Annotated in this window: 29 protein-coding genes; 17 read left to right on the top strand and 12 right to left on the bottom strand. The window is 67.4% G+C overall.

Going from position 1 to position 25,449, the window contains the following annotated elements; all coding sequences use genetic code 11:
• Nucleotides 1-351: 351 nt before the first annotated feature.
• Nucleotides 352-630 carry a hypothetical protein gene (locus AC1DY7_RS10635; protein WP_477493643.1) on the bottom strand — a complete coding sequence of 93 codons (279 nt, stop codon included), beginning with the start codon at nt 628-630 and terminating at the stop codon, nt 352-354.
• Between the two features lie 109 nt (nt 631-739).
• Here AC1DY7_RS10635 and AC1DY7_RS10630 point away from each other — a divergent pair, with 109 nt between their 5' ends.
• Nucleotides 740-1,219 (top strand): glycine-rich domain-containing protein, encoded by a 480-nt coding sequence (locus tag AC1DY7_RS10630; protein ID WP_477493642.1) that lies wholly within the window; start codon nt 740-742, stop codon nt 1,217-1,219.
• Here the strand turns inward: AC1DY7_RS10630 and AC1DY7_RS10625 are convergent.
• Entirely contained in the window at nt 1,216-1,401 is a 186-nt protein-coding gene (locus AC1DY7_RS10625; protein ID WP_477493641.1) for a hypothetical protein, read from the bottom strand. The two genes, AC1DY7_RS10630 and AC1DY7_RS10625, sit on opposite strands and share 4 nt — an antisense overlap.
• A gap of 48 nt (nt 1,402-1,449) precedes the next feature.
• Between AC1DY7_RS10625 and AC1DY7_RS10620 the strand changes: the two genes are divergently transcribed.
• The 5 genes from AC1DY7_RS10620 to AC1DY7_RS10600 are packed head-to-tail and all read left to right on the top strand — an operon-like array spanning nt 1,450 to nt 4,275.
• On the top strand, nt 1,450-1,926 hold the full coding sequence (locus AC1DY7_RS10620; RefSeq protein ID WP_477493640.1) for an SRPBCC family protein: 477 nt from the start codon (nt 1,450-1,452) through the stop codon (nt 1,924-1,926).
• Nucleotides 1,927-1,975: 49 nt separating this feature from the next.
• Nucleotides 1,976-2,695 (top strand): Clp protease N-terminal domain-containing protein, encoded by a 720-nt coding sequence (locus tag AC1DY7_RS10615; protein WP_477493639.1) that lies wholly within the window; start codon nt 1,976-1,978, stop codon nt 2,693-2,695.
• A gap of 8 nt (nt 2,696-2,703) precedes the next feature.
• Nucleotides 2,704-3,129, top strand: coding sequence for a PPOX class F420-dependent oxidoreductase (locus AC1DY7_RS10610; protein ID WP_477493638.1), 426 nt, complete (start codon nt 2,704-2,706; stop codon nt 3,127-3,129).
• Between the two features lie 52 nt (nt 3,130-3,181).
• Nucleotides 3,182-3,715, top strand: coding sequence for a hypothetical protein (locus tag AC1DY7_RS10605; RefSeq protein WP_477493637.1), 534 nt, complete (start codon nt 3,182-3,184; stop codon nt 3,713-3,715).
• 5 nt (nt 3,716-3,720) lie between these two features.
• On the top strand, nt 3,721-4,275 hold the full coding sequence (locus AC1DY7_RS10600; protein WP_477493636.1) for an N-acetyltransferase family protein: 555 nt from the start codon (nt 3,721-3,723) through the stop codon (nt 4,273-4,275).
• Here AC1DY7_RS10600 and zapE read toward each other — a convergent pair.
• On the bottom strand, nt 4,240-5,277 hold the full coding sequence (gene zapE / locus AC1DY7_RS10595; RefSeq protein ID WP_477493635.1) for a cell division protein ZapE: 1,038 nt from the start codon (nt 5,275-5,277) through the stop codon (nt 4,240-4,242). The genes AC1DY7_RS10600 and zapE overlap by 36 nt on opposite strands.
• Nucleotides 5,278-5,312: 35 nt before the next feature.
• Here zapE and AC1DY7_RS10590 point away from each other — a divergent pair, with 35 nt between their 5' ends.
• From AC1DY7_RS10590 to msrB, 4 genes are read left to right on the top strand one after another with little or no spacing between them, the layout of a single operon-like run.
• Entirely contained in the window at nt 5,313-6,080 is a 768-nt protein-coding gene (locus tag AC1DY7_RS10590; RefSeq protein ID WP_477493808.1) for a pyrimidine reductase family protein, read from the top strand.
• A gap of 29 nt (nt 6,081-6,109) precedes the next feature.
• The gene (locus AC1DY7_RS10585) at nt 6,110-7,663 is read left to right on the top strand and encodes an alpha/beta hydrolase (protein ID WP_477493634.1); all 1,554 of its coding nucleotides are present in this window, start codon (nt 6,110-6,112) and stop codon (nt 7,661-7,663) included.
• Nucleotides 7,664-7,683: 20 nt separating this feature from the next.
• Nucleotides 7,684-8,970: an arabinofuranan 3-O-arabinosyltransferase gene (aftC, locus tag AC1DY7_RS10580; protein ID WP_477493633.1), complete on the top strand. Its 1,287-nt coding sequence runs from the start codon at nt 7,684-7,686 to the stop codon at nt 8,968-8,970.
• On the top strand, nt 8,967-9,383 hold the full coding sequence (gene msrB, locus AC1DY7_RS10575) for a peptide-methionine (R)-S-oxide reductase MsrB (RefSeq protein ID WP_477493632.1): 417 nt from the start codon (nt 8,967-8,969) through the stop codon (nt 9,381-9,383). The genes aftC and msrB overlap by 4 nt, the downstream gene beginning before the upstream one ends.
• Here the strand turns inward: msrB and AC1DY7_RS10570 are convergent.
• The 4 genes from AC1DY7_RS10570 to hemE are packed head-to-tail and all read right to left on the bottom strand — an operon-like array spanning nt 9,340 to nt 14,813.
• Entirely contained in the window at nt 9,340-11,649 is a 2,310-nt protein-coding gene (locus AC1DY7_RS10570) for a putative bifunctional diguanylate cyclase/phosphodiesterase (RefSeq protein WP_477493631.1), read from the bottom strand. The two genes, msrB and AC1DY7_RS10570, sit on opposite strands and share 44 nt — an antisense overlap.
• A 56-nt stretch (nt 11,650-11,705) precedes the next feature.
• Nucleotides 11,706-12,407, bottom strand: a complete 702-nt coding sequence (gene hemQ, locus AC1DY7_RS10565; RefSeq protein ID WP_477493630.1) for a hydrogen peroxide-dependent heme synthase — start codon at nt 12,405-12,407, stop codon at nt 11,706-11,708.
• A 4-nt stretch (nt 12,408-12,411) separates the two neighbouring features.
• Complete coding sequence (locus AC1DY7_RS10560) at nt 12,412-13,767, bottom strand: protoporphyrinogen oxidase (RefSeq protein WP_477493629.1); 1,356 nt, start codon at nt 13,765-13,767, stop codon at nt 12,412-12,414.
• Nucleotides 13,764-14,813, bottom strand: coding sequence for a uroporphyrinogen decarboxylase (gene hemE / locus AC1DY7_RS10555; RefSeq protein ID WP_477493628.1), 1,050 nt, complete (start codon nt 14,811-14,813; stop codon nt 13,764-13,766). Before hemE ends, AC1DY7_RS10560 begins: the two co-directional genes overlap by 4 nt.
• A 124-nt stretch (nt 14,814-14,937) precedes the next feature.
• On the opposite strand from hemE, the gene AC1DY7_RS10550 reads away from it, so the two are divergent.
• Both AC1DY7_RS10550 and AC1DY7_RS10545 read left to right on the top strand, forming a co-directional pair.
• Nucleotides 14,938-15,474, top strand: a complete 537-nt coding sequence (locus AC1DY7_RS10550) for a DUF3000 domain-containing protein (RefSeq protein WP_477493807.1) — start codon at nt 14,938-14,940, stop codon at nt 15,472-15,474.
• Complete coding sequence (locus AC1DY7_RS10545) at nt 15,474-16,724, top strand: HRDC domain-containing protein (protein WP_477493627.1); 1,251 nt, start codon at nt 15,474-15,476, stop codon at nt 16,722-16,724. The genes AC1DY7_RS10550 and AC1DY7_RS10545 overlap by 1 nt, the downstream gene beginning before the upstream one ends.
• On the opposite strand, the gene AC1DY7_RS10540 is transcribed toward AC1DY7_RS10545, so the two are convergent.
• Genes AC1DY7_RS10540 through nhaA form a run of 3 tightly spaced genes read right to left on the bottom strand, consistent with a single transcriptional unit; the run spans nt 16,704 to nt 20,804 of the window.
• Nucleotides 16,704-17,594, bottom strand: coding sequence for an alpha/beta fold hydrolase (locus AC1DY7_RS10540; protein WP_477493626.1), 891 nt, complete (start codon nt 17,592-17,594; stop codon nt 16,704-16,706). The genes AC1DY7_RS10545 and AC1DY7_RS10540 overlap by 21 nt on opposite strands.
• Before the next feature lie 9 nt (nt 17,595-17,603).
• Complete coding sequence (gene dxs / locus AC1DY7_RS10535) at nt 17,604-19,514, bottom strand: 1-deoxy-D-xylulose-5-phosphate synthase (protein WP_477493625.1); 1,911 nt, start codon at nt 19,512-19,514, stop codon at nt 17,604-17,606.
• Between the two features lie 27 nt (nt 19,515-19,541).
• Nucleotides 19,542-20,804, bottom strand: a complete 1,263-nt coding sequence (gene nhaA / locus AC1DY7_RS10530) for a Na+/H+ antiporter NhaA (protein WP_477493624.1) — start codon at nt 20,802-20,804, stop codon at nt 19,542-19,544.
• Nucleotides 20,805-20,892: 88 nt separating this feature from the next.
• Between nhaA and AC1DY7_RS10525 the strand changes: the two genes are divergently transcribed.
• Genes AC1DY7_RS10525 through AC1DY7_RS10510 form a run of 4 tightly spaced genes read left to right on the top strand, consistent with a single transcriptional unit; the run spans nt 20,893 to nt 23,431 of the window.
• Nucleotides 20,893-22,158, top strand: coding sequence for an amidase domain-containing protein (locus AC1DY7_RS10525; protein ID WP_477493623.1), 1,266 nt, complete (start codon nt 20,893-20,895; stop codon nt 22,156-22,158).
• Nucleotides 22,152-22,517 carry a hypothetical protein gene (locus tag AC1DY7_RS10520; RefSeq protein ID WP_477493622.1) on the top strand — a complete coding sequence of 122 codons (366 nt, stop codon included), beginning with the start codon at nt 22,152-22,154 and terminating at the stop codon, nt 22,515-22,517. The genes AC1DY7_RS10525 and AC1DY7_RS10520 overlap by 7 nt, the downstream gene beginning before the upstream one ends.
• A gap of 13 nt (nt 22,518-22,530) precedes the next feature.
• Nucleotides 22,531-23,091 (top strand): hypothetical protein, encoded by a 561-nt coding sequence (locus AC1DY7_RS10515; protein WP_477493621.1) that lies wholly within the window; start codon nt 22,531-22,533, stop codon nt 23,089-23,091.
• Complete coding sequence (locus AC1DY7_RS10510) at nt 23,084-23,431, top strand: hypothetical protein (protein ID WP_477493620.1); 348 nt, start codon at nt 23,084-23,086, stop codon at nt 23,429-23,431. Before AC1DY7_RS10515 ends, AC1DY7_RS10510 begins: the two co-directional genes overlap by 8 nt.
• Here the strand turns inward: AC1DY7_RS10510 and AC1DY7_RS10505 are convergent.
• Nucleotides 23,428-23,739 (bottom strand): WXG100 family type VII secretion target, encoded by a 312-nt coding sequence (locus tag AC1DY7_RS10505; protein WP_477493619.1) that lies wholly within the window; start codon nt 23,737-23,739, stop codon nt 23,428-23,430. The two genes, AC1DY7_RS10510 and AC1DY7_RS10505, sit on opposite strands and share 4 nt — an antisense overlap.
• On the bottom strand, nt 23,736-24,029 hold the full coding sequence (locus AC1DY7_RS10500) for a WXG100 family type VII secretion target (protein WP_477493618.1): 294 nt from the start codon (nt 24,027-24,029) through the stop codon (nt 23,736-23,738). Before AC1DY7_RS10500 ends, AC1DY7_RS10505 begins: the two co-directional genes overlap by 4 nt.
• 156 nt (nt 24,030-24,185) lie before the next feature.
• Between AC1DY7_RS10500 and AC1DY7_RS10495 the strand changes: the two genes are divergently transcribed.
• Nucleotides 24,186-25,448, top strand: coding sequence for an HNH endonuclease signature motif containing protein (locus AC1DY7_RS10495; RefSeq protein WP_477493617.1), 1,263 nt, complete (start codon nt 24,186-24,188; stop codon nt 25,446-25,448).
• Nucleotide 25,449 lies beyond the last annotated feature (1 nt).

Genomic DNA, 25,449 nt, shown 5'->3' with positions numbered 1-25,449 from the left:
CGCGTAGCAGGCTCGGATCGAAGAGCTCAGCCCCCCGCAGTGCTCAATCGGCGGATGCACCCTAAAATGCGAATTGACCTCGGCGTCAATGCCGATCCCTGCCGGAATTACCGGCCACGCTGGAGACGAACAGAGTGAAACATCGCGCGCCCTCGACCAAGAGCGACCTTCGGTATCGACTGTGGCTCTTCGGACGTGAGATGCGTGAGCGTCAGCTGCACGCACACCCCGCGATCGGGTACGCCTTGATGGGTGCCCTGATGCTGGTGACGACGTGCGCGGTCATCTACACGCTGGTGTACACCTGAACGCTTGGGCCACTTCAGTTTCCGCCGCGCCGGGTGACCAACGCTACGCCGACGGAAACCTCGACGTAAGAGCGTCGGCCAGCCGTCCGAGCGTCGCGATCTCAGCCTCTTTCAGCTTGATGGCCCGGTGCAGCCGGCCAACACCGAAGTCGCTGCCCTCGCCTTGCACCCGGGCCAGCGCCGCGCGATGGTGCACCAACTCCTCGGCCACGGCGGCCCGCAATTCGTCGAGCAGGCCCCGGTAATACTCGGCCTGGTGCACATCGGCGAGCTGAGCGACCGAGGTCTGTACGGCGTACGCCGCGGACGAGCGCATCTGCATGCGTGCACCGTCGCACTCCGATGTTGCTCAGACACAGCCGCCGCTTCACGACGGTGTCACGATTTCTTCACTGCAACCGCCGCACCGGCGTGAGCACTATCGTGAGAACGTGCGAAACCCGCGCCGTCACTCCCCCGGACAGACCGCCACCGCGGTGGCCGAACTCGTCCTGCCCGAGGCCGTATTCAAGACATGCCCGTGGCAGCCGCGCGAACTCGTCGAAACCGGGCTGCGGCAATGGCTGCGGTGTTGCGGCGCCGCCTTGCGCGACAGCCAGCTGATCGGCATGCCGTCGCACGCGGTCGACGAGGCCTGGCACGGCCTGATCCTGTGCACCAACCGCTACGCCACGTTCTGCGACCGGGCGTACGGCCGTTTCCTGCACCATCACCCCGACGGGGACTCGCCCGCCGGCGGTGATCCGATGTCAGAACAGTTGCGCCGCACCGTCATTGCCTGGTCCTTGGTTGCGGAGCCGGGTGAGCAGTGCGTGCTGTGGGACCTGGACCGCCAGGTCGGGGTTGAGCACCCCTGGGGTGTAGACCCGGCCCGGGTGCACGAGATTCAGAGCGCGCTGGCCGCGCGCTAACGCCGCAAGCGCCACGCGTAGATCGCGATGCCGAGCCCGATCAGCGCCGTGATCGGCCCGATGATCGACCACGTGGTGGTGTTGCTCATCGGGCTGCCCTGAAGCGCCCCGAAACCCTGCAGTGCCCAGACCGTCCCGAAGAAGGCCAGCACCACGCCGATACCGATCACCAAATAGCGCACGTCTCCACAGTAGGCCCGAACGAGAGTGCCGGGTGCCAGACTGCAGCCATGACAGAACGCATCGAAGTGAGTCGCACCATCGCCGAGCCCGCCTCCGCCATCTTCGCGGTGCTGACAGATCCACACGGACACGTGGCGATCGACTCCTCCGGCATGCTGCAGGACGCCGAAGGTGAACGGGTGACCGCGGTGAACGACGACTTCACGGTGCACATGGACCGGGAGTCGCTCAACGACTTTCCGCTGGGCCGCTACGACGTCACCGTCCGTATCACCGAGTTCGACGAGGACAAGCTGATCGCCTGGACCATCCTCGGTCAGCTCAAGCCGCAGATCGGGCACGTCTACGGCTATCGCCTGGAGCCCGGTGCCGAGGGCACCGTCGTCACGTCGTTCTACGACTGGTCGCAGATCGACCCGAAATGGCGCGAGGCCGGCATCTTTCCGGTCATCTCCGAGGGCGCCCTGCGCGCCACCCTCGGCATCTTGGAGCGAGCGGTCCGCCGCGGTTACCCACGCGGCTGATCGTCAACTTTTGGTTGACGCAATCGAAAAGTCAACCTACGGTTGACGCATGAGCGACACCACCTCATCCGTCAGCCTCGACACCCTGATCAAAGCCATCAAATCGGTGCACGACGACGCGCTCGACCAACTCACCGACGCCATGCTGGCCGCCGAACACCTCGACGAGGTGGCCGATCACCTCATCGGCCACTTCGTCGACCAGGCCCGCCGCTCGGGCGCCTCATGGACCGACATCGGCGCCCGGATGGGCGTCACCAAGCAGGCCGCGCAGAAGCGTTTCGTACCCAAAGCCGACACCATCGACCCCAATGAAGGGTTCGCCCGCTTCACCCCGCGCGCCCGTGCGGCCATCGTCGCCGCCCAGGACGCCGCCCGCGACGCCGGGAACACCGAGATCACCCCCGACCACCTGATCCTCGGCCTGCTCGTCGACGAGGGGTCGCTCGGCATCGCCGTCATCAAGGCCCAGAACATCGGGCCCGCCCAGATCCGGGACGCGGTACGACTGCCCGCCGACACCGGCGAGAAGCTCCACCTGGTCCCGTTCAGCGGGCCAGCCAAGAAGGTGCTGGAACTGACGTTCCGGGAGGCACTTCGCCTGGGCCACAACTACATCGGCACCGAGCACATGCTGCTGGCCCTGCTGGAATCCGAAGACAGCGACGGTCCGCTGCGCAGCGTCGGCATCGACAAGGTGCGTGCCAAGACCGACGTGGTCACCCTGCTGTCCTCGCTGCCGGGAATGAATCCGGGCACCGCGGAGTAGAAACTGCTATGACACTCAACGACGCGGCGAAGGCACTCATCGGAGCGGGCGTCGACGCCACGCTCGTGACCATCAATCCGGACGGCAGCCCCCAGGTGTCGGTGGTGTGGGTTGCGTGGGAATCCACCCCCGACGGTGACGAACTGGTCGCCGCGCACCTGTCCGACAGCTACAAGAAGGTGCGCAATGTGCGCCGCGACCCCAATGTCGCGGTGACCATCCTGGCTCCGAGCAAGCCCGGCCAGCAGCGTGGGTACCTGTCGGTGAACGGCAGCGCGCGCATCGTCGCGGGCGGCGCGCCCGAACTGCTCAAGAAACTGGCCACCGAACTTCTCGGCTCGGCCGAACACTTCCCGCCGCCGAATGCACCGGAGGGGTTCCTGACCCGCATCCGCGTCGAGTCGATCGGCGGGCAGGGGCCCTGGGTGGAGTAAAGCTCCGTCGGGCGCGAAGCCATGTGCCAAGATGCCAAGCATGCTTCGTGCGATGTCGGCAGTGATTGCTGGAATGACGGCGGTACTGGCCTTCGGGCTGGCGCCACAGGTTTCGGCGACCCCTCAGTTCACCGATGCCGTCACCCCGATCGGCAATCTCGGTGACACGCTGCACGTGCAGTTCGAGGACTTCGCCGCCGACGTCACCGTGCACGACGTGGTTCCCACCGATGTGCCGCCGGGCTGGACCTGGAACGGTTCGCCACGCTGGCGGGCCACCGGTGGCCCGTGGAAGGCGCCGGTGACGTTGCACGTCCTCTCCGCACCCAACCCGTACAAGCTCGCGATCGCCACCACGTTCAACGGCGTCACCCCCTACGCCGACGCCTACGCCGCCAAGCACACCGACGCGCCGGACTCACTGGAGACCGCCCTGCTCAATGCGGCCCCGGGCTCGACGATCAACGGCGCGGTGTACTGGGACGTCTACCGCGGCCTGGTGACCAACGTCGTGATGCTGAACCCGCAGACGGGAAAGCACTTGGCGCAGTGGAACATCTGGCAGCCGGGGTCCGCGCTACCGTAGGACGCATGCGCGTCGAGCCGGCCACCCCGCAAGACCTGCCCGAACTGGCCGAGGTCGCGGCGACCACCTTCCCGCTGGCCTGCCCGCCCTCGGTATCCCCCGACAACGTCGCGGCCTTCATCGCCGAGAACCTGTCGGCAGAACGTTTCTCGACCTATCTCGACGATCCGGACCGGGTGGTCCTGGTGATCCGCGACGAGGCCCGAATCCTGGGCTACGCCATGCTGATCCAGGGGGTCCCCGACGATCCGGATGTCGCCGCCGCCGTCACCCTGCGTCCGGCGGTGGAGCTGTCCAAGATGTACGCCCTGCCCGACGTGCACGGCGCCGGGATATCGGCGGCGCTGATGGCCGAGGTCATCGCGCGGTCCGCGGCACTCGGGGCGGTCTGCCTGTGGCTCGGCGTCAACCAGGAAAACCAACGGGCCCAACGCTTTTACACGAAGTCGGGTTTCACTGTCAGTGGCACGAAGACATTCCGGCTGGGCGGCCACGTCGAGAACGACTACGTGATGGTGCTGGACTCAGCCGGCTTGGGCGGCGGCGGTCAGCGCCAGTAGCCGCGACGTCGCGCGCAGGTACTTCTTGCGGAACCCGCCTGCCACCATCTCGTCGCTGAAGACGGTGTCCAGCTTGGTTCCCGAGGCCAGGATCGGCACGCCCGCGTCGTAGAGCCGGTCGGTCAGCGCGACCAGCCGCAGCGCCACGCTCTGATCGGTGATCGGGTGCACCCCGGTGATGAACACCTCGGTCACGCCGTCGATCAGCGCGTGATAGCGCGACGGGTGCATGGTCGCGAGGTGGGCGCACAGCGCGTCGAAGTCGTCCAGCGTCGCCCCCGCCACCCCGACGGCCCGGCCACGCACGTCCTCGTCGGACAACGGTTCCGGAGCGGGCGGCAACCCACGGTGACGGTAGTCGGGACCCTCGACCCGCACGGTGGTGAAGATCGAAGCGAGCGTGTTGATCTCACGCAGGAAGTCCTGCGCAGCGAACCGGCCCTCGCCCAGTTGCTCGGGCAGCGTGTTGGAGGTGGCCGCGATCGAGACACCGCGCTCCACCAATGCCGAGAGCAGCCGGGAGATCAACGTGGTGTTGCCCGGGTCGTCCAGCTCGAACTCGTCGATGCACACCACCACGTACTCGGCGAGCAGGTCGATGCACTCGGTGAAGCCGAACACCCCGGCCAACTGGGTGAGCTCACCGAAGGTCGCGAACGCAGTCGGCGCCACCTGGGCACCGGAGAGCGCGTAGTAAGTGGAGGCCAGCAGGTGGGTCTTTCCGACACCGAACCCACCGTCGAGGTACACCCCGACCCCGGGCAGCACCTCCCGCTTGCCGAACATCTTCTTCTTGCCTGCGCGCCGGACCAGCGCCTGCTCACAGAACGAACGGCACTTGACGACGGCCTCGGTCTGCGACGGCTCGGCCGGATCCGGGCGGTACGTGTCGAAACTGACATCGGCGAACGTCGGCGGCGGTACCAGCCGCGCGACCAGCTGTTCCGGCGTGATCTTGGGGTGCCGATCCACCAGACCTTCGACCCCTGCGCCGCTTTGCATGTCGTGCACCCTATCGACGTGCTGCAATGATCCCCATGCCGGATGCCGCCGCTGGGACGGAACTCACAACACTGCAACCGGCCGGTGGCGCCACCGACGAGCAGTACGCCTACCCCGACGGGCTCACCGAATGCTGGGTGCGGGCCAACTTCGTCACCAGCCTGGATGGGGCCGCCACCACCGACGGCCGCTCTGGCGGGCTGGGCGGCGCCGGGGACCGGACCCTGTTCGGGCTCATGCGCTCACTCGCCGATGTCATCGTCGTCGGCGCGGGCACCGTCCGCACCGAGAACTACTCGGGCGCTCAGCTGGGTGCAGCAGAACGCGCCGGCCGCCAGCACCGTGGCCAGGCCGAGGTTCCGCCGATCGCGATCGTCACGAACTCGGCGGCGCTGGACAACGACCTGCTGGTGTTCACCCACACCGAGGCGACCCCACTGGTACTGACGTCCCACAATGCCGCCGTCGGGGCTCGTAGCCGGCTGTCCGGGCAGGCGGCTGTCCACGACTGTTCGGCCGGTGACCCCGACGCCGTGGATCCGCGCGCCATGCTGGCGACGCTGGCCGGGCTCGGGCTGACCCGGGTGCTCACCGAGGGTGGGCCCAGCCTGCTCGGCACCTTGATCGCCGCCGGCCTGCTCGACGAACTGTGCCTGACCATCGCGCCGTTCGTCGTCGGCGGCAAGGCCAAGCGGGTCACCGACAGTGCGGTCGAGGCACTGCACCGCATGCAGCGCCGCCACGTACTCACCGATTCGGAGGGCTACCTGTACACGCGGTACAGCCGTGCGGTGCACGGGTAGACCCGGTGACCATCGCTAGTGTGGTCGCCATGCGTTCCCTCGCGGCCCTGAGTCTCTCGGCTGCCACCTTGCTGCTGACCTCGTGTGCCCCGCTGCTGGCCGCAAACCCGCGCTACGCCACCGACGCCGGCGCAGGCCCGCAGGGCCAGCCCGCGACGACCAGTGCGGTCGCGGGGCCACCGCCGATCGCGGCGCCCAAGAATGATCTGACGTGGCGGGACTGCACCGCCCAGCAGTTCAGCCAGGCGTCCGTCCCGCCGGTGCCCGGCGTCAAGCTCGATTGCGCCGCCTTCGACGCCGACCTGGATTCGATCAACGGCGCCAGCGGCAACCTCAGCATCGGGGTGGTGCGGGCCACCGCGCCCACCACCCCCGCCGACGCCGGCCCCTTGGTGATGACCACCGGGACCGACCTGCCGTCGTCCACGCAGCTGCCGGTGTGGCTCACCCGCAGCGGCACCGATGTGCTCAAGACGCATCCCGTGGTCGCCGTCGACCGCCGCGGCACCGGCTTGTCCGCGGCCATCAGCTGCCGCGACTCCTATGACCGCCAGGAGATGATCGACCAGGCGCAGTTCGAGTCCGGCGACGATCCGGTGGCCAACCTGAGTGCGATAGCCCAGACCGCCACCACCAGTTGCACCGACACCATCGCCCCCGGCGACTCTGCGTACGACAACGCCCACGCCGCCGAGGACATCGAACGACTGCGCAGCACCTGGGATGTCGACACCATCGCCCTGCTGGGCGTCGGCAACGGCGCACAGGTGGCCCTCGCCTACGCCGGATCGCATCCGAACAAGGTCTCCCGACTGGTGCTGGATTCGCCGTTGCCGCTGGCGATCAACGCCGAGGCCACCACCGAGCAGAAGGTCAAGGGCCAGCAGGCCGCCCTGGACGCGTTCGCCGCGCAGTGCGCCGCGGTCAATTGCCCGCTCGGTCCGGACCCGAAGGGCGCTGTCGACGCGATCCTGGCATCGGCCCGGGCCGGTGACGGCGCCGGGGGCGCCTCGGTGGCCGCCGTCTCCGACGCGATCAGCACCGCGCTGGCCTTCCCGCGCGGTGACCGCGTCGCGGCGACCAACGCGCTGGCGGGTGCCCTCGCCGCGGCCCGCGGCGGTGACGCAAGTGGCCTGAACACCCTGATCAGCCAGTCCGATTCGATGCGCCAGACCGACGGGCAGTTCGTCAACGGCTGCAGCGACGCACTCAACCGGCCCACCCCGGACCGGGTCCGTGAACTCGTCGTCGCCTGGCCGAAGCTGTACCCGCAGTTCGGTGCCGTCGGCGCCCTGCGGATGGTGAACTGCCTGAGCTGGCCCAGCGGCACCGCACCGAAGGACCCGAAGGATCTGAAGATCCCCGTGTTGCTGCTCGGGGTGCAGAACGACCCCATCTCTGGCAACGAGGGCGTGGCCGCGGTGGCCGCCACCATCATCAACGCCGGCGCCACCAGCAAGCGGGTGATCTGGCAGGGCATCGGCCACGGGGCCACCATCTACTCGCCGTGCGCACTGCCACCGGTGCTCGGATATCTGGACACCGGCAAACTGCCGGGCAACGACACGTTCTGCCCCGCCTGAACGGAGCCCGGCGCACGCCGGTGTACGGTGCGCTGGTGGCGCCAACCGATACCATCCTGAGCGTCTTTCGGCCTCGCACGTCCGCCCCGACCACAGCCAATGTGGTGCGGACGGCACTGTGGCCGATCGCGATCATGTCGATCATCCACCGCAGCTACGTGCTCACCACCAACGGCTACATCACCGACGATTTCGGCGCGGTGTACCGGGCGGTTTCGAACTTCCGGCGGCACTGGGACATCTACAACGAACACTTCAATTACGTCGACCCGCACTACCTGTATCCGCCGGGCGGCACATTGCTGTTGTCCCCGTTCGGGTTTCTGCCGGAGTTCGCGTCCCGCTTCTGGTTCGTCGCCTTCAACTCGGTCGCCATCATCATCGCCGCCTGCATCCTGGTGCGGCTGTTCAAGTTGTCGCTGACCTCCGTCGCGCTGCCCGCCCTGCTGCTCGCCATGTACTGCACCGAATCGGTGACCAACACCCTGGTTTTCACCAACATCAACGGCTGCCTGCTGTTGGCCGAGGTGCTGTTCTTCTACTGGCTGCTGTCCGGCAAGGTGAGCCACCAATGGTGGGCCGGTGCGGCCATCGGCCTGACCCTGGTGCTCAAACCGCTACTGGCCGTGCTGCTTCTGCTGCCGCTGCTCAACCGGCAGTGGCGCGCGCTGGTGACGGCGTTCGCGGTGCCGCTGGTGTTCAACGCGATCGCCTGGCCGCTGTCGGCCGACCCGATGGGCTTCGTGCGCAACACCGTCCCCTACATCCTGGAGACCCGCGACTACTTCAACTCCTCGATCCTGGGCAACGGCATCTACTACGGCCTGCCCATGTGGCTGATCCTGCTGCTGCGGGTGCTCGCGGTGGTGCTCGCCGGGCTCAGCCTGTGGCTGCTCTACCGGTACTACCGGGTGCGCGATCCGCTGTTCTGGATGCTGACCTCCTCTGGTGTGCTGCTGATCGCCTCGTGGCTGGTGCTGTCGCTGGCGCAGGGTTACTACTCGATGATGTTGTTCCCGTTCCTGATGACGGTGGTGCTACCGAACTCGGTGGTGCGCAACTGGCCGGCCTGGCTCGGTGTCTACGGCTTCCTCACCATGGACCGCTGGCTGATGTGGCGCTGGCCCACCACCGGACGGTTCCTGGAGTACATGAAGATCACCTACGGCTGGTCACTGTTGCTGGTGGTGGTGTTCTGCGTGCTGTACTACCGCTACCTGGACGCCAAGGCCGACGACCGGCTGGATTCCGGTATCGATCCGCCCTGGATGACGGAGCGTCCTGCGCGCGCTAGCGTGGCGTCATGACCGAGTCTCCGCGGATTGAACTCACCGACGACCAGTGGCGCGAGAAGCTGACCGCGGCGGAGTTCGCGGTGCTGCGGCGCGCGGGCACCGAGCGTCCGTTCACCGGCGAATACACCGACACCAAGACCCCCGGCGTGTACGAGTGCCGGGCCTGCGGGGCCGAATTGTTCCGCAGCACCGAGAAGTTCGAATCCCATTGCGGCTGGCCGTCTTTCTTCGACCCGAAGGACTCCGACGCCGTCATCCTGCACCGCGACGACTCGCTGGGGATGACCCGGGTGGAGGTGGTGTGCGCCAACTGCCACAGCCACCTCGGCCACGTCTTCGAGGGCGAGGGCTACCCGACGCCCACCGATCAGCGCTACTGCATCAACTCGATATCGCTACGTCTCGTGCCTGCCGGCGCGCAGTGAGCAGGTCCAGCATCGCCGCGGCGGTCAGCGGCTCGCTGTACAGGTAGCCCTGCGCGTAGCGGCACCCGTAATCACGCAGTAGTGCAACGGTTTCGGCGTTCTCGACGCCTTCGGCGACCGTCGTCAGCCCGAGCTCGTGCGCCAAGGCGATGACGGCCCGCACGATCACCCCGGCCCGCTGGTCGCCATGCACCGCGCTGACGAACTCGCGGTCGAGTTTGAGCTCGTCGACCGCCAGGTCACGCACGTACGACAGCGTGGAGTAGCCGCTGCCGAAGTCGTCGATGGCGACGCGCACACCGTGCCCGCGCAACGTCTCGATCACCGTCCTGGTCCGCTCGACGTTGTCCATCAACAGATCCTCGGTCACCTCGACCGTCAGCGTCTCGCACGCCAGGCCACGCTCGCCGAGTGCCCAGACGACGCGGTCGGGCAGGCTCAGGTCGGCCAGCGACGGGGCGAACAGGTTGACCGCGATCGGCACCTCGAAGCCGTGGTCACGCCACCGCGCCGCTTGATCCAGGGCCTGGGTGACCACCAGTTCGGTCACCGAACGCATCAGCCCGTGCTCACGGACCAGAGCCAGGAACTCGTCGGGACCGAGCAGTCCGCGCTTGGGGTGGGGCCAGCGCACCAGGGCCTCGACACCGACGATGGAGTCGTCGTGCAGATCGAACTTCGGTTGGTACATCAGGGTGAGGTCGTCGTTGTCGATCGCCGCCCGCAACTCGCCGAGCATCTGCAGGGTCGCGGCCCCGCCCACAGTCGGACGGGTCTCCAGCCCCGCGGCGGCGCGCTGCATCTCCGGGGAGAACACCCGCACCTCACGCGCCCGGGCCCGCTTGGCCGAATACATCGCCACGTCGGCGCGCTCCATCAGCGCGTCGGCCGAGCACTCCGGGTCGTCGGCCGACGCGATCGCCAGGCCGGCGCTGGGGCGCAGCGGCAGGTCGTGCCCGTCGATGGAAAACGGCTCGTCGAACGCCGCCGCGATGCGCCGCGCCACCTCCAGGGAGTGGCCGGCATCGCCCTCCAGCAGCACCGCGAATTCGTCACCGCCCAGTCGCGCGACCGTGTCGCTGCTGCGGGCCGCGCCCAGGATGCGTTCGGCGGCCCGGGCCAGCAGGATGTCGCCCGCAGGGTGACCCAGCCCATCGTTGACGAGTTTGAAATCGTCGAGGTCCAGCGACAGCACCGCCACCGACTGCTTGTCCCATCGGTGCAGCAACACGGCATGGCTCAACCGGTCCTGGAACAACGCCCGGTTGGCCAGCCCGGTCAGCGAATCCTGCATCGCTTGAGCCTCGACCGCCGCCAACAGCCTACGGTTTTCCTGCACCACGATGGCCTGGCGGAACAACACCGCAGAGACCAGCACAACGAACGCGGCGATCACAGGGGGCAGGTCCGGCACCCACGCCAGGTTGGACATGGTGGTTGCCACCGCCAGTGTCAAGGGCACGTATGGCACCCACAGCGCGATGGTCGACGGGACCCCACCTCCGTCGACGCCACCATGCGGAAGCCGTGCGCTCAACAGTGCCCCGACACTGATCAGCAGCAGCCCGAACGCCCACCCGAGATCGACGACACTCACGGTGCGGTAGTCGTTGTGCGAGGTCAGGTAGGCCCACCCGGAGTCGGCGACGTAAATCAACCCGATGCCCGCGGCCAGCAGCACCAGCGGGGTGCGACTGCCACGGCGGGCCCGGGCAAGGACCATCAACGCCACGGTGACCACCACGAGATCGGCGAGCGGATAGGCGATCGACAACCCGACCTCGAATGTGCTCACCGCACCGACCGCGAACATCCCCCGGACCACGGAGAACCACGAGATCACGAACAGCGACGCGGCGACGATCACCCCGTCGAGCACCAGGCGGGTGTTCGTGTAACCCGTCGCTCCGACGGGCATGATCAGCAAACCGATACATACGAACACCGGCATCAACAGGTAGCCGGCGTCGGCGATCGACGGATACGGGGATGTGTTCAACCACCACTCGTAGTACGCCCACGCCGCCGACCCGGCAGTCCAGCCCGCGAGGCCGATACCGATGCAGACCCACGCCGCCCGCTGCCTTCCCTGCGAACGCCACGCGCCGTAACCCGCACAGGCCGCGGCGAACGCCGACAGCACCACGAAACCGAGATCATCGACCGCCAGCACCACGTCGGGGCCGCCCCATCCGGCGATCAGCCACACGCACAGGGCGACGGTGGACACCGTCGCCACGCTCGCGACCCATGCGAATCTAGGCATTTGAACGCCTAGGCTAGCAAACTTTCACCCATTTGCCCTTGTCGGACGACGACTGGTCAGGGCAGGCGGGTCAGCAAATCCTCGACGCCAACGCGCGGACCGGTGAAGAACGGGGTTTCCTCCCGGACGTGGCGACGGGCATCGGTGTAGCGCAGCTTCCACATCAATTCGACGATGCGACCCAGGTCCGGACCCTCGAAGGCCAGGATCCACTCGTAATCGCCGAGCGCGAAGGCGGGCACGGTGTTGGCCCGCACATCCGGGTATTCACGGCCCGCCATGCCGTGCTCGACCAGCATCTTGCGGCGCTCGTCGTCGGGCAGCAGGTACCACTCCAGGGACCGCACGAACGGGTAGACGCAGACGTAGTCGCCCGGGTCCTCACCTGCGATGAACGCCGGGACATGGCTCTTGTTGAACTCGGCCGGGCGGTGCAGAGCAACCACGCTCCAGACCGGATCGCTGATCTTGCCCAGCGTGGTGCGCCGGAACGCGCTGTAGGTGGCCTGCAGGTCCTCGACGCGCTCGGCGTGGGTCCAGATCATGAAGTCGGCGTCGGCCCGGAAGCCCGCGACGTCGTAGAGTCCGCGGACCACGACACCCCGCTCCTCCTGCTGCTTGAGGAAGGTGGCGGTCTCGTCAGCGACAGCCGCACGACTGTCGCTGTCCTCGCCCAGCACCTCGGGCTGCACGGCGAACACCGAGAGCATCATGTACCGGGTCATCGAGTTGAGCGCGTCGTAATCGAGCTTGGCCATAGAGCTATCGTGCCACGCCCGGGCTTACCAATTTCCCGGCCGCCCGGGTCGCGGCCGCCACGCACGCGGGCACCCCGATACCGTCGAGGTAGGCACCCGCCACCGCCAGCGTCGGCGGCAGCCCGGCGCGTACCTCGGCCACCAGATCGGCGTGCCCGGGCCCGTACTGCGGCATCGCATCGATCCACCGCGCCACCCTGCAGTCCACCGGATCGGTGACGATGCCGAACAGCCGGTCCAGGTCCTCCAGCGACCAGCTCAGCAGGCGGTCGTCGCCGACGCTGCGGGCCAGTTGGTCGCCGTAGCGACCGAACGACAGCCGTACCAGTTCGACGTTGCCGCGCCGCCCCCACTTCCGTGAGGTGAGCGTGATCGCCTTGGCGTGCAACGGTTCTCCGCCGGCGACGAGCACACCGGACTGCTCGGGCAGCGGCGTCCCGCCGGGCAGCGCCAGGGCGACGACGGCCGACGAGGCCACCGCGACCCGGCGCGCGGCCGCCGCACTGCGCGGCGCCGCATGCTCGATCAGCCGGCTCAGCCGCGGCGCGGGCACGGCCAGCACCACCGCGTCGGCGCTCCAGTGCCCGCCCTCGTCGTCCACCAGGTCCCAGCCGCGCGCCGAGCGCAGCACCCGCTCGACGCCGACCTGCATCCAGCGCACGTCGGCCCGCCGGGCCAACTCGTCGATGACGACGCCGTAACCACCGGCGACCGCGCCGAACAGCGCGCCGTCGCGGGGTGGCGGTATCGCCTCGCGCACCGCGTCACTGAGGCTGCGTGCGCCACGATCCAAGGCGGCGCCCAGGGTGGGTACCGAGGACCGGATCCCGATGGTCTCCGCGGACCCGGCGTACACCCCGGCCAGCAGTGGCTCGACCGAACGGGTCACCACCTGCTCGCCGAACCGGTCCCCGATCAACTCGGCGACCGACGGGTCCGCACCGGTGCGCCAGCGCAGCGGCCGCCCCGGTTCGGCCGCGATACGGGCCACCGTCGCGTCGTCCACCAACGTCGCCACCGAGGAGGCCTGCGCCGGGATGCCCTGCAGGGTGCCGGTGGGCACGGGATGCAGCTTGCCCTGGGTGAACAACAAGGGACGCGCCCCGGTACTGGCGACCTGCCTGCCCGCCAGGCCAAGCTCGGCCAACAGGGCGGGCATCTCCGGCCTGCGCGCGATGAACGCCTCGGCGCCGAGATCGACCGGCACCCCGCCGACCTGCTCGGTGCGCAGCACCCCGCCGAGCCGGTCGGCAGGGTCGAACAGGGTGATCGAGGCGTCCGGGCCGGCGGCGACACGCAATCGGTAGGCAGCAGTCAAACCCGAAATGCCGCCGCCGACAACGCAGTACGCCGATTTCACAATGAATGCACCAGCTCCACCAGGTCGGTGACCACACCCGGATCGGTGGCGGGCAGCACACCGTGACCGAGGTTGAAGATATGACCACCGGCGCCCGCGGCGATGGCCGCGCGGCCATCCTCGACGACGGCGCGCGCCGCGCGTTCGACCACCGGCCGGCCAGCCAGCAGCACGACGGGATCCAGGTTGCCCTGCAGCACGGTGCCCGGCCGCACGCGGGTGGCGGCGGCGGCCAGCGACGTGCGCCAATCCACGCCCACCACACCCGCCCCGGCCTCACCCATGGCGCCGAGCAGTTCGGCGGTGCCCACCCCGAAGTGCGTCATGGGTACGCCTTCACCCTTGAGCGCGTCGAACACCCGGGAGCTGTGCGGGAGCACCGAGGCCCGGTAATCGGCCAGCGACAGGGTGCCGGCCCAGGAGTCGAACACCTGGATCGCGTCGACACCGGCGGCCAGCTGCTCCCGCAGGAAGGCGATGGTCAGGTCGGTCAGCGACGTCATCAGCGCATGCCAGGTGTCCGGCTCGCCGAGCATCATGGCCTTGGTCTTCTCGTGGTTGCGGCTGGGCCCGCCCTCGACCAGATAGGACGCCAAGGTGAACGGCGCACCGGCGAAACCGATCAGCGGCACGTCGCCCAGCGCCGATACCAACAGCTTGATCGCCGCCGAGACCGGCGCCACCTGGTGGGGCTCGAGCGGTTTGAGGGCGTCGACGTCGGCGCGGGTGCGGATCGGGTGGTCGATCACGGGGCCGACGTCGGGCACGATGTCCAATCCGACACCCGCGGCGCGCAGCGGCACCACGATGTCGGAGAACAAGATGGCCGCGTCGACCCCGTGGCGGCGCACGGGCTGCAGGGTGATCTCGCAGACCAGCTCCGGGTCGAAGCAGGCGTCCAACATCTTGTGGTTGGCGCGCAGCTCCCGGTACTCGGGCAGCGAACGACCTGCCTGGCGCATGAACCACACGGGTATACGTGTGGGCGTGCGGCCGGCGGCGGCGGCGAGAAAGGGCGACTCGGGCAGGTCACGGCGGGTATTCATCGGGTCCCATGTTGCCACGGCCCAGAAATCCGGCGCGCCTGCGCACCCCTTGGCCAGGTTGGGTCTAGCGTCAATTGGCGTGACATCCGCCGAACCGGCCCAGTTCCGCACCGCGGTCGCGGCGATGAMCGCCGCGACGGTGCGGCCGGAGATCGAGCTGGGCCCGATCAGGCCCCCACAGCGACTGGCCCCGTTCAGCTACGCGCTGGGCGCCGAGGTCCGCCACCCCGAGACCGCGATCGTCCCCGAACGTTCCGAAGGGGATGCGTTCGGCCGGCTGATCCTGCTGCACGATCCCGAGGGCGCCGAAGCCTGGGACGGCACCATGCGCCTGGTCGCCTACATCCAGGCCGACCTGGATTCCACCGAGGCCGTCGATCCGCTGCTGCCCGAGGTCGCGTGGAGCTGGCTCGTCGATGCCCTCGGAGAGCACGCCGAGGCCGTCACCGCCCTGGGCGGCACCGTCACCGCCACCACGTCGGTGCGCTACGGCGACATCTCCGGCCCGCCGCGCGCCCATCAGCTGGAACTGCGCGCATCGTGGACCGCCACCAACCTCGAACTCGGTCCCCACGTGCAGGCGTTCTGCGAGGTCCTCGAGCACGCGGCCGGCCTTCCGCCGGCGGGAGTCACCACCCTGGGCTCCCGTACCCGCGCCTGATGACCGACCCTGCACCGGAGCCCGAGGCCGACGAGCCCGAAGCCACTCCCTTACTGGCGCCCGCCGACGGCGTGCCGGCGCTCGCGATCTATCCCAGCGATATCGCCCGCGCCGCCGAACAGTTGGCCGGCGGCACCGGCCCGTTCGCCATCGACGCCGAGCGGGCGTCGGGATTCCGCTACTCCAACCGGGCCTATCTGGTGCAGATCCGGCGAACCGGGGCGGGCACCGTCCTGATCGACCCCGTCAACCACGGCGGCGATCCGCTGGCTGTGATGGCTCCGGTGGCGCGGGTGCTCGGCACCGACGAATGGATCCTGCACGCGGCCGACCAGGACCTCCCGTGCCTCGCCGAGCTCGGGATGGCGCCGCCGAGCCTGTACGACACCGAACTGGGTGGTCGGCTGGCCGGCTTCGAGCGGGTCAACCTCGCCGAGGAGGTCCGCCGGCTGTTGGGGCTGGGCCTGGTGAAGGGCCACGGCGCGGCCGACTGGTCCAAGCGACCGCTACCCGCCGAATGGCTGAACTACGCCGCACTGGACGTCGAGGTGCTGGTGGAACTGCGCGCGGCGGTCGCCGCCGTCCTCGAAGAGCAGGGCAAATCAGACTGGGCCGCACAGGAATTCGAACATCTGCGCACGCTGGAGGCGACTCCGACCCGGCGCGACCGGTGGCGCCGTACGTCGGGCATCCACAAGGTGCGTAACCCGCGGACACTGGCCGCGGTGCGGGAGTTGTGGACCACCCGTGATCACATCGCCTCCCGGCGCGATATCGCCCCCGGCCGGATCCTGCCGGACGCGGCGATCATCAGCGCCGCCACCGCCGATCCCGACACCATCGAAAAGCTCACGGCGCTTCCGGTTTTCGGCGGCAGCCGGCAACGCCGCAGCGCGCAGGTCTGGCTGGATGCGCTGGCCAGGGCGCGTCAGGATCCCGACCCGCCGACGGGGACCGAACCCGTCAACGGTCCGCCTCCGACGTCGCGGTGGTCCAAGCGCAAGCCGGAGGCCGCCGAGCGACTGGAGAAGGCGCGGGCCGGACTCACCGAACTGTCCCAAACGGTGTCGGTTCCCGCCGAGAACCTGCTGACCCCGGATACGCTGCGCAGGTTGTGCTGGGACTGGCAACCGGCTGCGGACGTCGGTGCCGCCGTCGACGAGTTCCTGGCCCAAGCCGGTGCCCGCCCGTGGCAACGTGAGTTGACGGGGCCGGTGCTGACGGTGGCCCTAACCCCCGACGTGAGCTAAAAACGCCTCCAGCACCGCGGCGGGCGCCTCGATCTGCGGCCAGTGCGCGATGTCGTCGGCGAGCAGGTACACATCAGGATTCGGGATGATCTCCGAATAGCGTTGCGCCATATGCCGTCCCGAGTTCGGATCGGCCGGCCCGTCGATGAAACGCATGGACACCGACGTCTCCCGCATCGCCCGCACCCAGCGATTGCGGTACACATACCGGTCATTGACGAACCGGCCGAGTTTGTGCGTGACCCGCTTACCGTCGTTGTAGTCCAGGATCTCGTGGAACTGGTCCATCATCGTCGGCGTCGGTTTGGTGTGCACGCCGAACATCTCGTTGATGGTGGGGTCGAACAACCGCCGGGACAGTGGGCTGCCCTGCAACGGACTGATGAGGTCGCCCAACGGGGTTCGCGACAGCAGCTTCTGCATGAGCCGGGGCTCGTAGGCCTCGACGAACAGTCCCCCGTTGAGCCAGGTGATCGAGTGGATGCGCAATGCGCCGTAGACCTGATCGCCCCGTTCGTGGCGAGCCAGAAGTTCCTGACCGACGGACACCCCGAGGTCGTGGGCCAGGATGTGCGCCGACTCGACACCCAGATGAGCCAGCAGCGCCTCGTGCATGTCGGCGTGGTCGGGCACCGAATAGCCGTAACGCACCGGTTTGTCGGAGAACCCCATCCCGATCATGTCGGGGGCGATCACCGTGAACCGCGCCGTCAGCTCCGGCCAGATCTGGGCCCAGTCCCAGGAGTTGAACGGATACCCATGGATCAGAAGCAGATTCGGACCGGAGCCCTCATACCGGTAGAAGATCTCGAAACCCAGGTAGTCGAACGACTTACCCGCGGCTTTCCACTGCGCAAGTTCGGCGTCCATGGCCCGGGATCAGTCGATCTGTTCCCGGACGTGGTCGCCGACCGGACTGCCCAGCGCCGCCACCCATCCGGTGATCTGGCGGGCCAGATGCTGATCGGTGAGCCCGATCTCGGTGAGGATCTCTGAGCGCGACGCATGCTCCAGGAATTCCTGCGGCACCCCGACGTCGCGGCACGGCACGTCGATCTCGTTGCGGCGCAACGCCGCCGAGATCAGCGAACCGATGCCACCGTTGACACCATTGTCCTCAAGGGTGACGACGAGCTTGTGCGCGGACGCCATCGCGTGCAGCGCCCGGGGCACCGGGATGACCCAGCGCGGATCGACGACCGTGACACCGATGCCTTGCTGCTGCAGGCGTTCGGCGACGGCCAGGCCCATGACGGCGAACGATCCGACGGCGACGAGCAGCACGTCGGCCGACAGACCGTCTGCGGGCACCGCCAGCACGTCCACCCCGTCACGCCGCTCGACTGCCGGAATGTCTTCGCCCACTGCGCCTTTGGGGAACCTGATGGCGGTCGGGCCGTCCTTGACGTCGAGCGCTTCGCCGAGTTCCTCGCGCAGCCGCGCCGCATCCCGCGGGGCCGCCACCCGGATGCCGGGGACGATGCCCAGCATCGACAGGTCCCACATGCCGTTGTGGCTGGCGCCGTCATTGCCGGTGACACCGGCGCGGTCCAGCACCATGGTGACGGGCAGCTTGTGCAGCGCGACATCCATCATCAACTGGTCGAACGCGCGGTTCAGGAAGGTCGAGTAGATGGCGACCACCGGGTGCATGCCACCCATGGCCAGCCCGGCCGCCGAGGTCATGGCGTGCTGCTCGGCGATCCCGACATCGAAGAAGCGGTCGGGATAGTGCTGACGGAAGGAGCTCAGGCCCGTCGGACCGGGCATGGCCGCGGTGATCGCGACGATGTCGCGGCGCCGGGCGGCCTTCTTGATCAGCTCGTCGGAGAACACCGCTGTCCAGCCGGGCGCGGCCACCGACGTGGGTTGCCCGGTGTGCGGGTCGATGACACCGGTCGCGTGCATCTGCTCGGCCTCGTCGTTCTCGGCGAACGAGTAGCCGTTGCCCTTGCGGGTGACGACATGCACCACGACGGGGGCGTTGAAGCCGCGGGCATTGCGCAGGGCCGCCTCGACGGCGCGTTCGTCGTGACCGTCGATGGGGCCGACATACTTCAGGCCCAGGTCGGTGAACATGACCTGCGGGGACAGCGCGTCCTTGATGCCGGCCTTCACGCTGTGCATGCACTGATAGCAGAGCTCGCCGATGAGGGGCACGCCGCGCACGGTGTCGCGGCCCTTTTCCAGCAGTTTCTCGTAACCGGGCTGCAGCCGCAGGGTGGCCAGGTGATCGGCAAGTCCACCGATGGTCGGCGCGTAGCTGCGCCCGTTGTCGTTGACGACGATGACGATGGGCCGGTGTGCGGCGGCGATGTTGTTGAGCGCCTCCCAGCACATGCCGCCCGTCAGTGCACCGTCACCGACGACGGCGACGACGTGGCGGTTGCGGTGCCCGGACAGCTCGAAGGCCTTGGCAAGCCCGTCGGCGTAGGACAGCGCGGTGCTGGCGTGGCTGGACTCGACCCAGTCGTGCTCGCTCTCCGCGCGCGACGGGTAGCCGGACAGGCCGCCCTTCATCCGCAGATTCGCGAAGTCCGCGCAGCGGCCGGTGAGCATCTTGTGGACGTAGGCCTGATGGCCGGTGTCAAAGATGATTGGATCGTGCGGGGAGTCGAAGACCCGGTGCAGCGCAAGGGTCAGTTCGACCACACCCAGGTTCGGGCCCAAGTGACCGCCGGTTGCAGCAACCTTGTGAATCAGGAATTCACGGATCTCACCGGCCAGATCGTTGAGCTGTGACTGGGAAAGGTGCTGCAGATCTGCGGGTCCGCGGATCTGTTCAAGCATCCCGTCAGTTTACGCACGCAACACGTGTCAGTCCCGTCGAGACTGATAGATGTCGGGCACGCCATCGTGGTCGTCGTCGGCGGTCTCGAGCGCATGGATGCGTCGGTACGCGGCGTTGCGGCTGACGAGCACCACCGCGGCCAGCGCTCCTGCCAGCACAGATCCGCACAACACCGCGATCTTGGCATCGACGTCGGCAACGCTGCCGTCCTCGAAAGCCAGTTCCCCGATGAGCAACGACACCGTGAACCCGATTCCGGCCAGCAAGGCCACGCCGAGCACATCTCGCCAGGCCAGTTCGTCGTCGAGGCTGGCCTTGGTGAATCGGGCCAACAACCATGTGGTGCCGAACACACCGATCGGTTTTCCGATGACGAGCCCCGCCATGACGCCGATGGTGACCGGATGGGTCAGCGCATGACCGAGGCCGCTGAGCCCGCCGACGGTGACGCCGGCGGCAAAGAATGCGAACACCGGGACGGCGACGCCTGCCGACAGTGGCCTGATGGCGTGCTCGATCTTCTCGGCCGCGGCGTGCCGTCCCAGCGCCGGCACGGTGAACCCGAGCAGCACGCCCGCCACCGTCGCGTGCACGCCACTCGCGTGGACCAGCGCCCAGGCGGTGACGGCCAGCGGGATGAGCAGGAGGGGATGTCGTATCCCCTTCTGCACGGCGAGGCCGAAGAGCGCGATGGGAATCAGCGCGGCCAGCAGCGGCCCAGGCGCGAGGTGCTCGGTATAGAAGGCGGCGATGACGATGATCGCCAGGAGATCGTCGACCACGGCGAGGGTGAGCAGGAACGTGCGCAGGGCCGTCGGGAGGTGGGTGCTCAGCACGGCGAGGACGGCCAGCGCGAACGCGATGTCGGTGGCAATGGGTACCGCCCAGCCGCCGAAGTTGTCGCGGTGGTTCATGTTGACGGCGATGAAGGTGGCTGCGGGGACGATCATGCCGCCGACTGCCGCGGCGATCGGTAAGACCGCGCGGGCGGGATCGCGGAGGTCGCCGGCGACGAATTCCCGTTTGAGTTCGACGCCGACGACGAAGAAGAAGATGGCCAGCAGGCCGTCGGCGGCCCACGCGCTGACGGACAGATTCAGGTGCAGTGCCTCCGGGCCGAGCACGTAGTCGGAGAGCTTTTCGTAGTTGGGCGCCCAGGGCGAATTGGCCCAGATGAGCGCAGCGCCGGCCGCGACGAGGAGCAGAACGCCGCCGATGGTCTCGCTGCGCAGAGTCTCGGTGAGCCGCTTGGCTTCCGGCCATGAGCCGCGGGTGAACAGTCTGATCATGAGGTGATCACGTTATCGCGGGAACAACGCGGTATACATTCACATTCGAACGGCACAACAATTGCGACGCCCGGGGGGACGGCCATTGGTGACATTCAGCGAGCTTCGCGGTGCCAAGCCCCAGCTATGGCTGGATGCGGCCAACGACCTGCGTAGCGCCGCCGAACAATGTCAGCGAGTCGAGGATGACATCCACAGAAATGGCGTCCAACCACTCACGACGGACTGGCCCGATCATGTCGGCAAGCTGGCCTCGGATGTTCTGACGAAGATTGCCGACCGGGCAAATGTGTCGTCGATTCTCGCACGAGCCGGCGTCGAGCCTGTGGACGCGTTGTCGCACGCCGTCACGATCGCGCAGAACGAACTCGAGAACGGAGTCCGCTTTGCGGAGTCCAACGGGCTTATCGTCAACCCACAATCCGGCAGTGTCTCGCTACCCGCGACCCTGCAGGATCACGATCCCATGGAGTTGATGCTCCTGGCCGGCCAGGCACAACAGCTGATCGACGACGCCGTGGAAGCAGCCACCCAGGCCGACGACATCTGCGCCGGCGAGCTGCGCGCCGTCTCGGCGAGCGAATCCAACCCTGAGACTACCGTCGACCAGGCCAAAGAAGTTCAAGCCAACGCGGTCAAGAAGTCTTTGGAAGAGATTCGTGACACCATCCCGGACGGCCTTTCGGCTACCGACGTCCAGCAATGGTGGAACGGTTTGACCCCGGCCGAGCAGTTCGATCTGCAGCGCGCGTGCCCTACGGAACTGATGGGGCTCGATGGCATCCCCAACAGCGTCAAGCAGCAAATCGATCGCCCCGAACTCGGCTACAGTTCTTCGGGCGCAGTGAATTACGCCAAACAGAATGCCAACAATTCGAGTCTCGACTGGGACCCGGAGGACAATTGCACGAACTTCGTTTCAGACACGCTCAAGTACGGCGGCGGCATGCCGACGAAAGACAGTGACACCTGGCCCGTCAACCACTGGGATCACGACGGGTGGAGTGACGGCGGCCTCGGCGGAGACAACGCCCTCCCACCGCAAGTTCCGGGTTACTCGCCGAGTTGGGGTGCGGCGCAGAACAATCACGATTTCTTTCTCAACCACGGCGGTTCAGTGGTGACCGATCCCAGCCAGGTTCGACCCGGGGACGTCGTCTATTGGCAGATGGCTGACTCTGGGGAAGTTCACCACGCCGCGGTGGTCACCGGCGTATTGCCGGACGGCGAAGTCCTCTACACCCAACACAGTGACCAGGCGCTGAACTACGCACTGAACGGCCGCCTGCCGGAGTTCGAGCACAGCTACGGCCAGCAGAACATTCAGATCGTTCAACCACGGGTGACGTGGTGAAGAGTCTGCGTTGGAGCGCGCTGCCCGCGATGCTGATCGCCGTCATCGTCCTGGCGCTGATAATGCGAATCGACATCGTGATGCGCCGTTCGACAGCTTGGCAAGGGGACGGCTGTGTCGCAGGACCCTACGACCCCAGCGAACGTACCTACTTGTGGGTGATCACCATCACGGCGGGGTTGGCCCTCGTCGTCGCGGCATTGATCGGGCTGACCGCCAAGACGGCCCGCCTTCGAGTTGCCATGGCGATCTTCGCGATCCCGGTCCTCCTGTTCTCGACCGGCTACCTGTTTTCGGTGTGGACGGGCAGTGAAACGACCAACCGTCCGGATGCCATCTCGCATTGCCACTTCGGATGACGGTGAGGACGATGTGACACGAACCGATCAGGCACAACGGCAACCACGTTCGGTGGCGTCAATCCTGCCGTCGGCGTGCCTGCTGACCGTGCCCATGCTCGGCTGGATGGCATCGGCCTTCTGGTGGCGTGAATGGGGATTCAACTCGGTGCTGTACGGGCTGAGCGCTTTCGGCGGCCTCTCGCTGGTGCTGTATCCGATCATCTATCTCTCCGGACTGTACTTCTACGGCAAGCGTCTACGGTCCTTGCTTGCCGGAATAGCCGAGGACAAAAGAGAGATTGCCCCGAATGTGGTCTGGCTTGTGCTGGCCGTGCCACTGAATTTTGCAGGCACCTTCTACGTCATCGGTGGCATCACACGGAGCCTGCGGTCCGATGCCAGGGTGGCGCCCGCCGTCGTGCGCCGCTGGTCAGCTGTCGGACTCGGTTGGGCGGCCCTCCAAGTGATCGCCCTCTTCCCCAACATGGCAATCAGCTTCATCGCAACACTGTTCGCCTATGCCTTGTGGGCGATCCACTGGTTCGATTCCGTGCGCCTCGACGAACTGCTGCGAGGGGCAGCACATGAGTGACGACGACCTGCACATCGAGCCTTCCGCGGTCGCCGCGAGTGGGCAGCGACTGTCCGAACTCGCCGGTGCCGCCAAGGCGAGAAACGCCACCTTTTTCACCTCACAGAACCCTGCGACACAAGGCAATCCGGGATTCGCTTCAGGCCCCGCTCTGACATCCTTCGCCGATGTGCTGCACAAGCAGATGGATACCTTCGTCGACGACCTCACCCACAATTCCGAGGAGATCATCGCGTCTGCACGCGCAGTGAAACAGGTGGATGGGGATACCGCCGACGGATTCAACCGCGAACTCGCGGCGTTGAACGGCCTGTCCCGGCAACCCAAACCGGGTCGCTAGAACCGCGCCCCCGACTCGGTGATGGCCTCGGATCCCGACGTGTCCGAGGCAACGTACTCGGACGCAGCCAAACGCAGCGCCATCGCCTCATCAGCCAACCCCGCGATGATGTGCCGAAACCCGTCGGTCCACGCTTGCCATGCCGACGCGCATGCCTCCGCACCCGAACCCCGCCAGCCGGACTCGAGCAGTTCCGCCATATGTCCGGCCAGAAGCTGCTGTCGGTCGATCAACGCATCACTGACGCGTTCTGCGAATTCGGCAACCTGTCCGAGCGCTTGCGCATCGACTCGCAACGGATCGCTCATGAAAAGCGCGCCCTGTTGGCCTCGATGATCGTCCGGTAGTCATCGTGCGCCGCGGCGGACACAGCGCGTAACCGAGCGACGCCATCGGCAAGGTTCTGAGCGCCCTTCTGCCATTCAGCGTGAGCCTCAGCGTGTTTCGCCGCCGCCTCTCCGCGCCAGCCGGTATGGAGTGCAGCGACCCTGCCCTCGAGTTCGGCAAGCTGTTGCGCAATCGCCTGGTCGAAAGCTTGAATTTCTTCTATCGCGCCGTTCAGTCGCGCGAGGTCGACCTTGATATGTCCGTCTGCCATCCCGCCCCTCCCATCCCCCGCTCGAACCTACCTCGACGTCCGGAGTCCACGACAGATGGCCGCCCCGGGCGTCTCGGCCTAGGTGCTCAGAACCGTCACCTATGTCCTGCGACATCACGCTCCAACTTGTCACCCTGTCGGCGTAATATTGCACATATGTTCGAATCGTCGCCGATCAATCCGCGCACCCCCGAGGCAGTGCTGCGGGACCGCATCGCCGAACTCGAATGCCAGAAGGCCGCAGCGGCAGCCGAGCAAGCCCGCCTGACCGTCGAATGGGAGAAGCTGCGCCGCACCGCGGAGGCCGCGGCCGGAGTGCCCCTGGCCAAACGCGGTCGCGGGCTGTCCGCCGAGGTGGGCTTGGCCCGCCATGATTCGCCGAAGAAGGGATCCCAGCATCTCGGCTTCGCCAAGGCCCTCGTCCACGAAATGCCGCACACACTGGCGCTTTTGGAAGCTGGGTTGCTCTCCGAATGGCGAGCCACATTGATAGTCCGGGAATCGGCGTGTCTGACGGTCGAGGACCGTCGACGACTGGACAAGGAACTCTGCGCCGACCCGAACGCCTTGGAAGGCTTCGGAGATGCCCGGATCGCCGCCGAAGCCAAGACGATCGCCTACCGGCTCGACCCGCAGGCCGTGGTCGACCACGCAGCCAAAGCGCCCGAGGAACGCTACGTCTCCGTCCGGCCCGCCCCGGATGCGATGGCGTATGTGACCGCGCTGGTACCGATGCCCCAAGGTGTCGCGGTGTTCGCCACCCTCGACAGAGCCGCGAAAACCTGCGCCGACGACCGCAGCCGCGGGCAGGTCATGGCCGATACGTTCGTCGAACGCCTCACCGGACGTCCCGCCGAAGTACCCGTGCCCGTCACTGTGAACGTGGTGCTCCCCGATGACGCGCTACTCGCCGGCAGCAGCGAACCGGCCTCCGTCGAAGGCTACGGGCCGATCCCTGCTCAGAGCGCCCGGGATCTGATCACTGACTCACTCGACAAGGACGGCGAGATTGCCCTGCGCCGCCTCTACGCAAACCCCGCCAGCGGCGCACTGGTCGCCATGGAATCGAAATCCCGCGCCTTCCCCAAAGGACTGGCCCAGTTCATCCGGTTCCGCGACACCACCTGCCGCACCCCGTACTGCAACGCACCGATCCGGCACATCGACCACGCCTGCCCAGACCGCGAGGGTGGACCCACAGCCGCCGTCAACGGCCAAGGCCTGTGCGAACAATGCAACTACGCCAAAGAACAAGCCGGCTGGGCGGTCCGCGTCGTACCCGGCGATTCCGGACGGCACACCACCGAATACACCACACCCACCGGGGCGGTCTACCGATCGACCGCGCCACCCATCGCCGGCGGCCTGCGGGTATTGACCCGCGACATCCACATCGTCATCCCGCGCAAGGCGGCGTGAC

The organism is Mycobacterium sp. P2_H7 (assembly GCF_056403275.1).
Note: the sequence above shows the minus strand (reverse complement) of the source record. Positions and strands in the feature narration are given on the sequence as shown.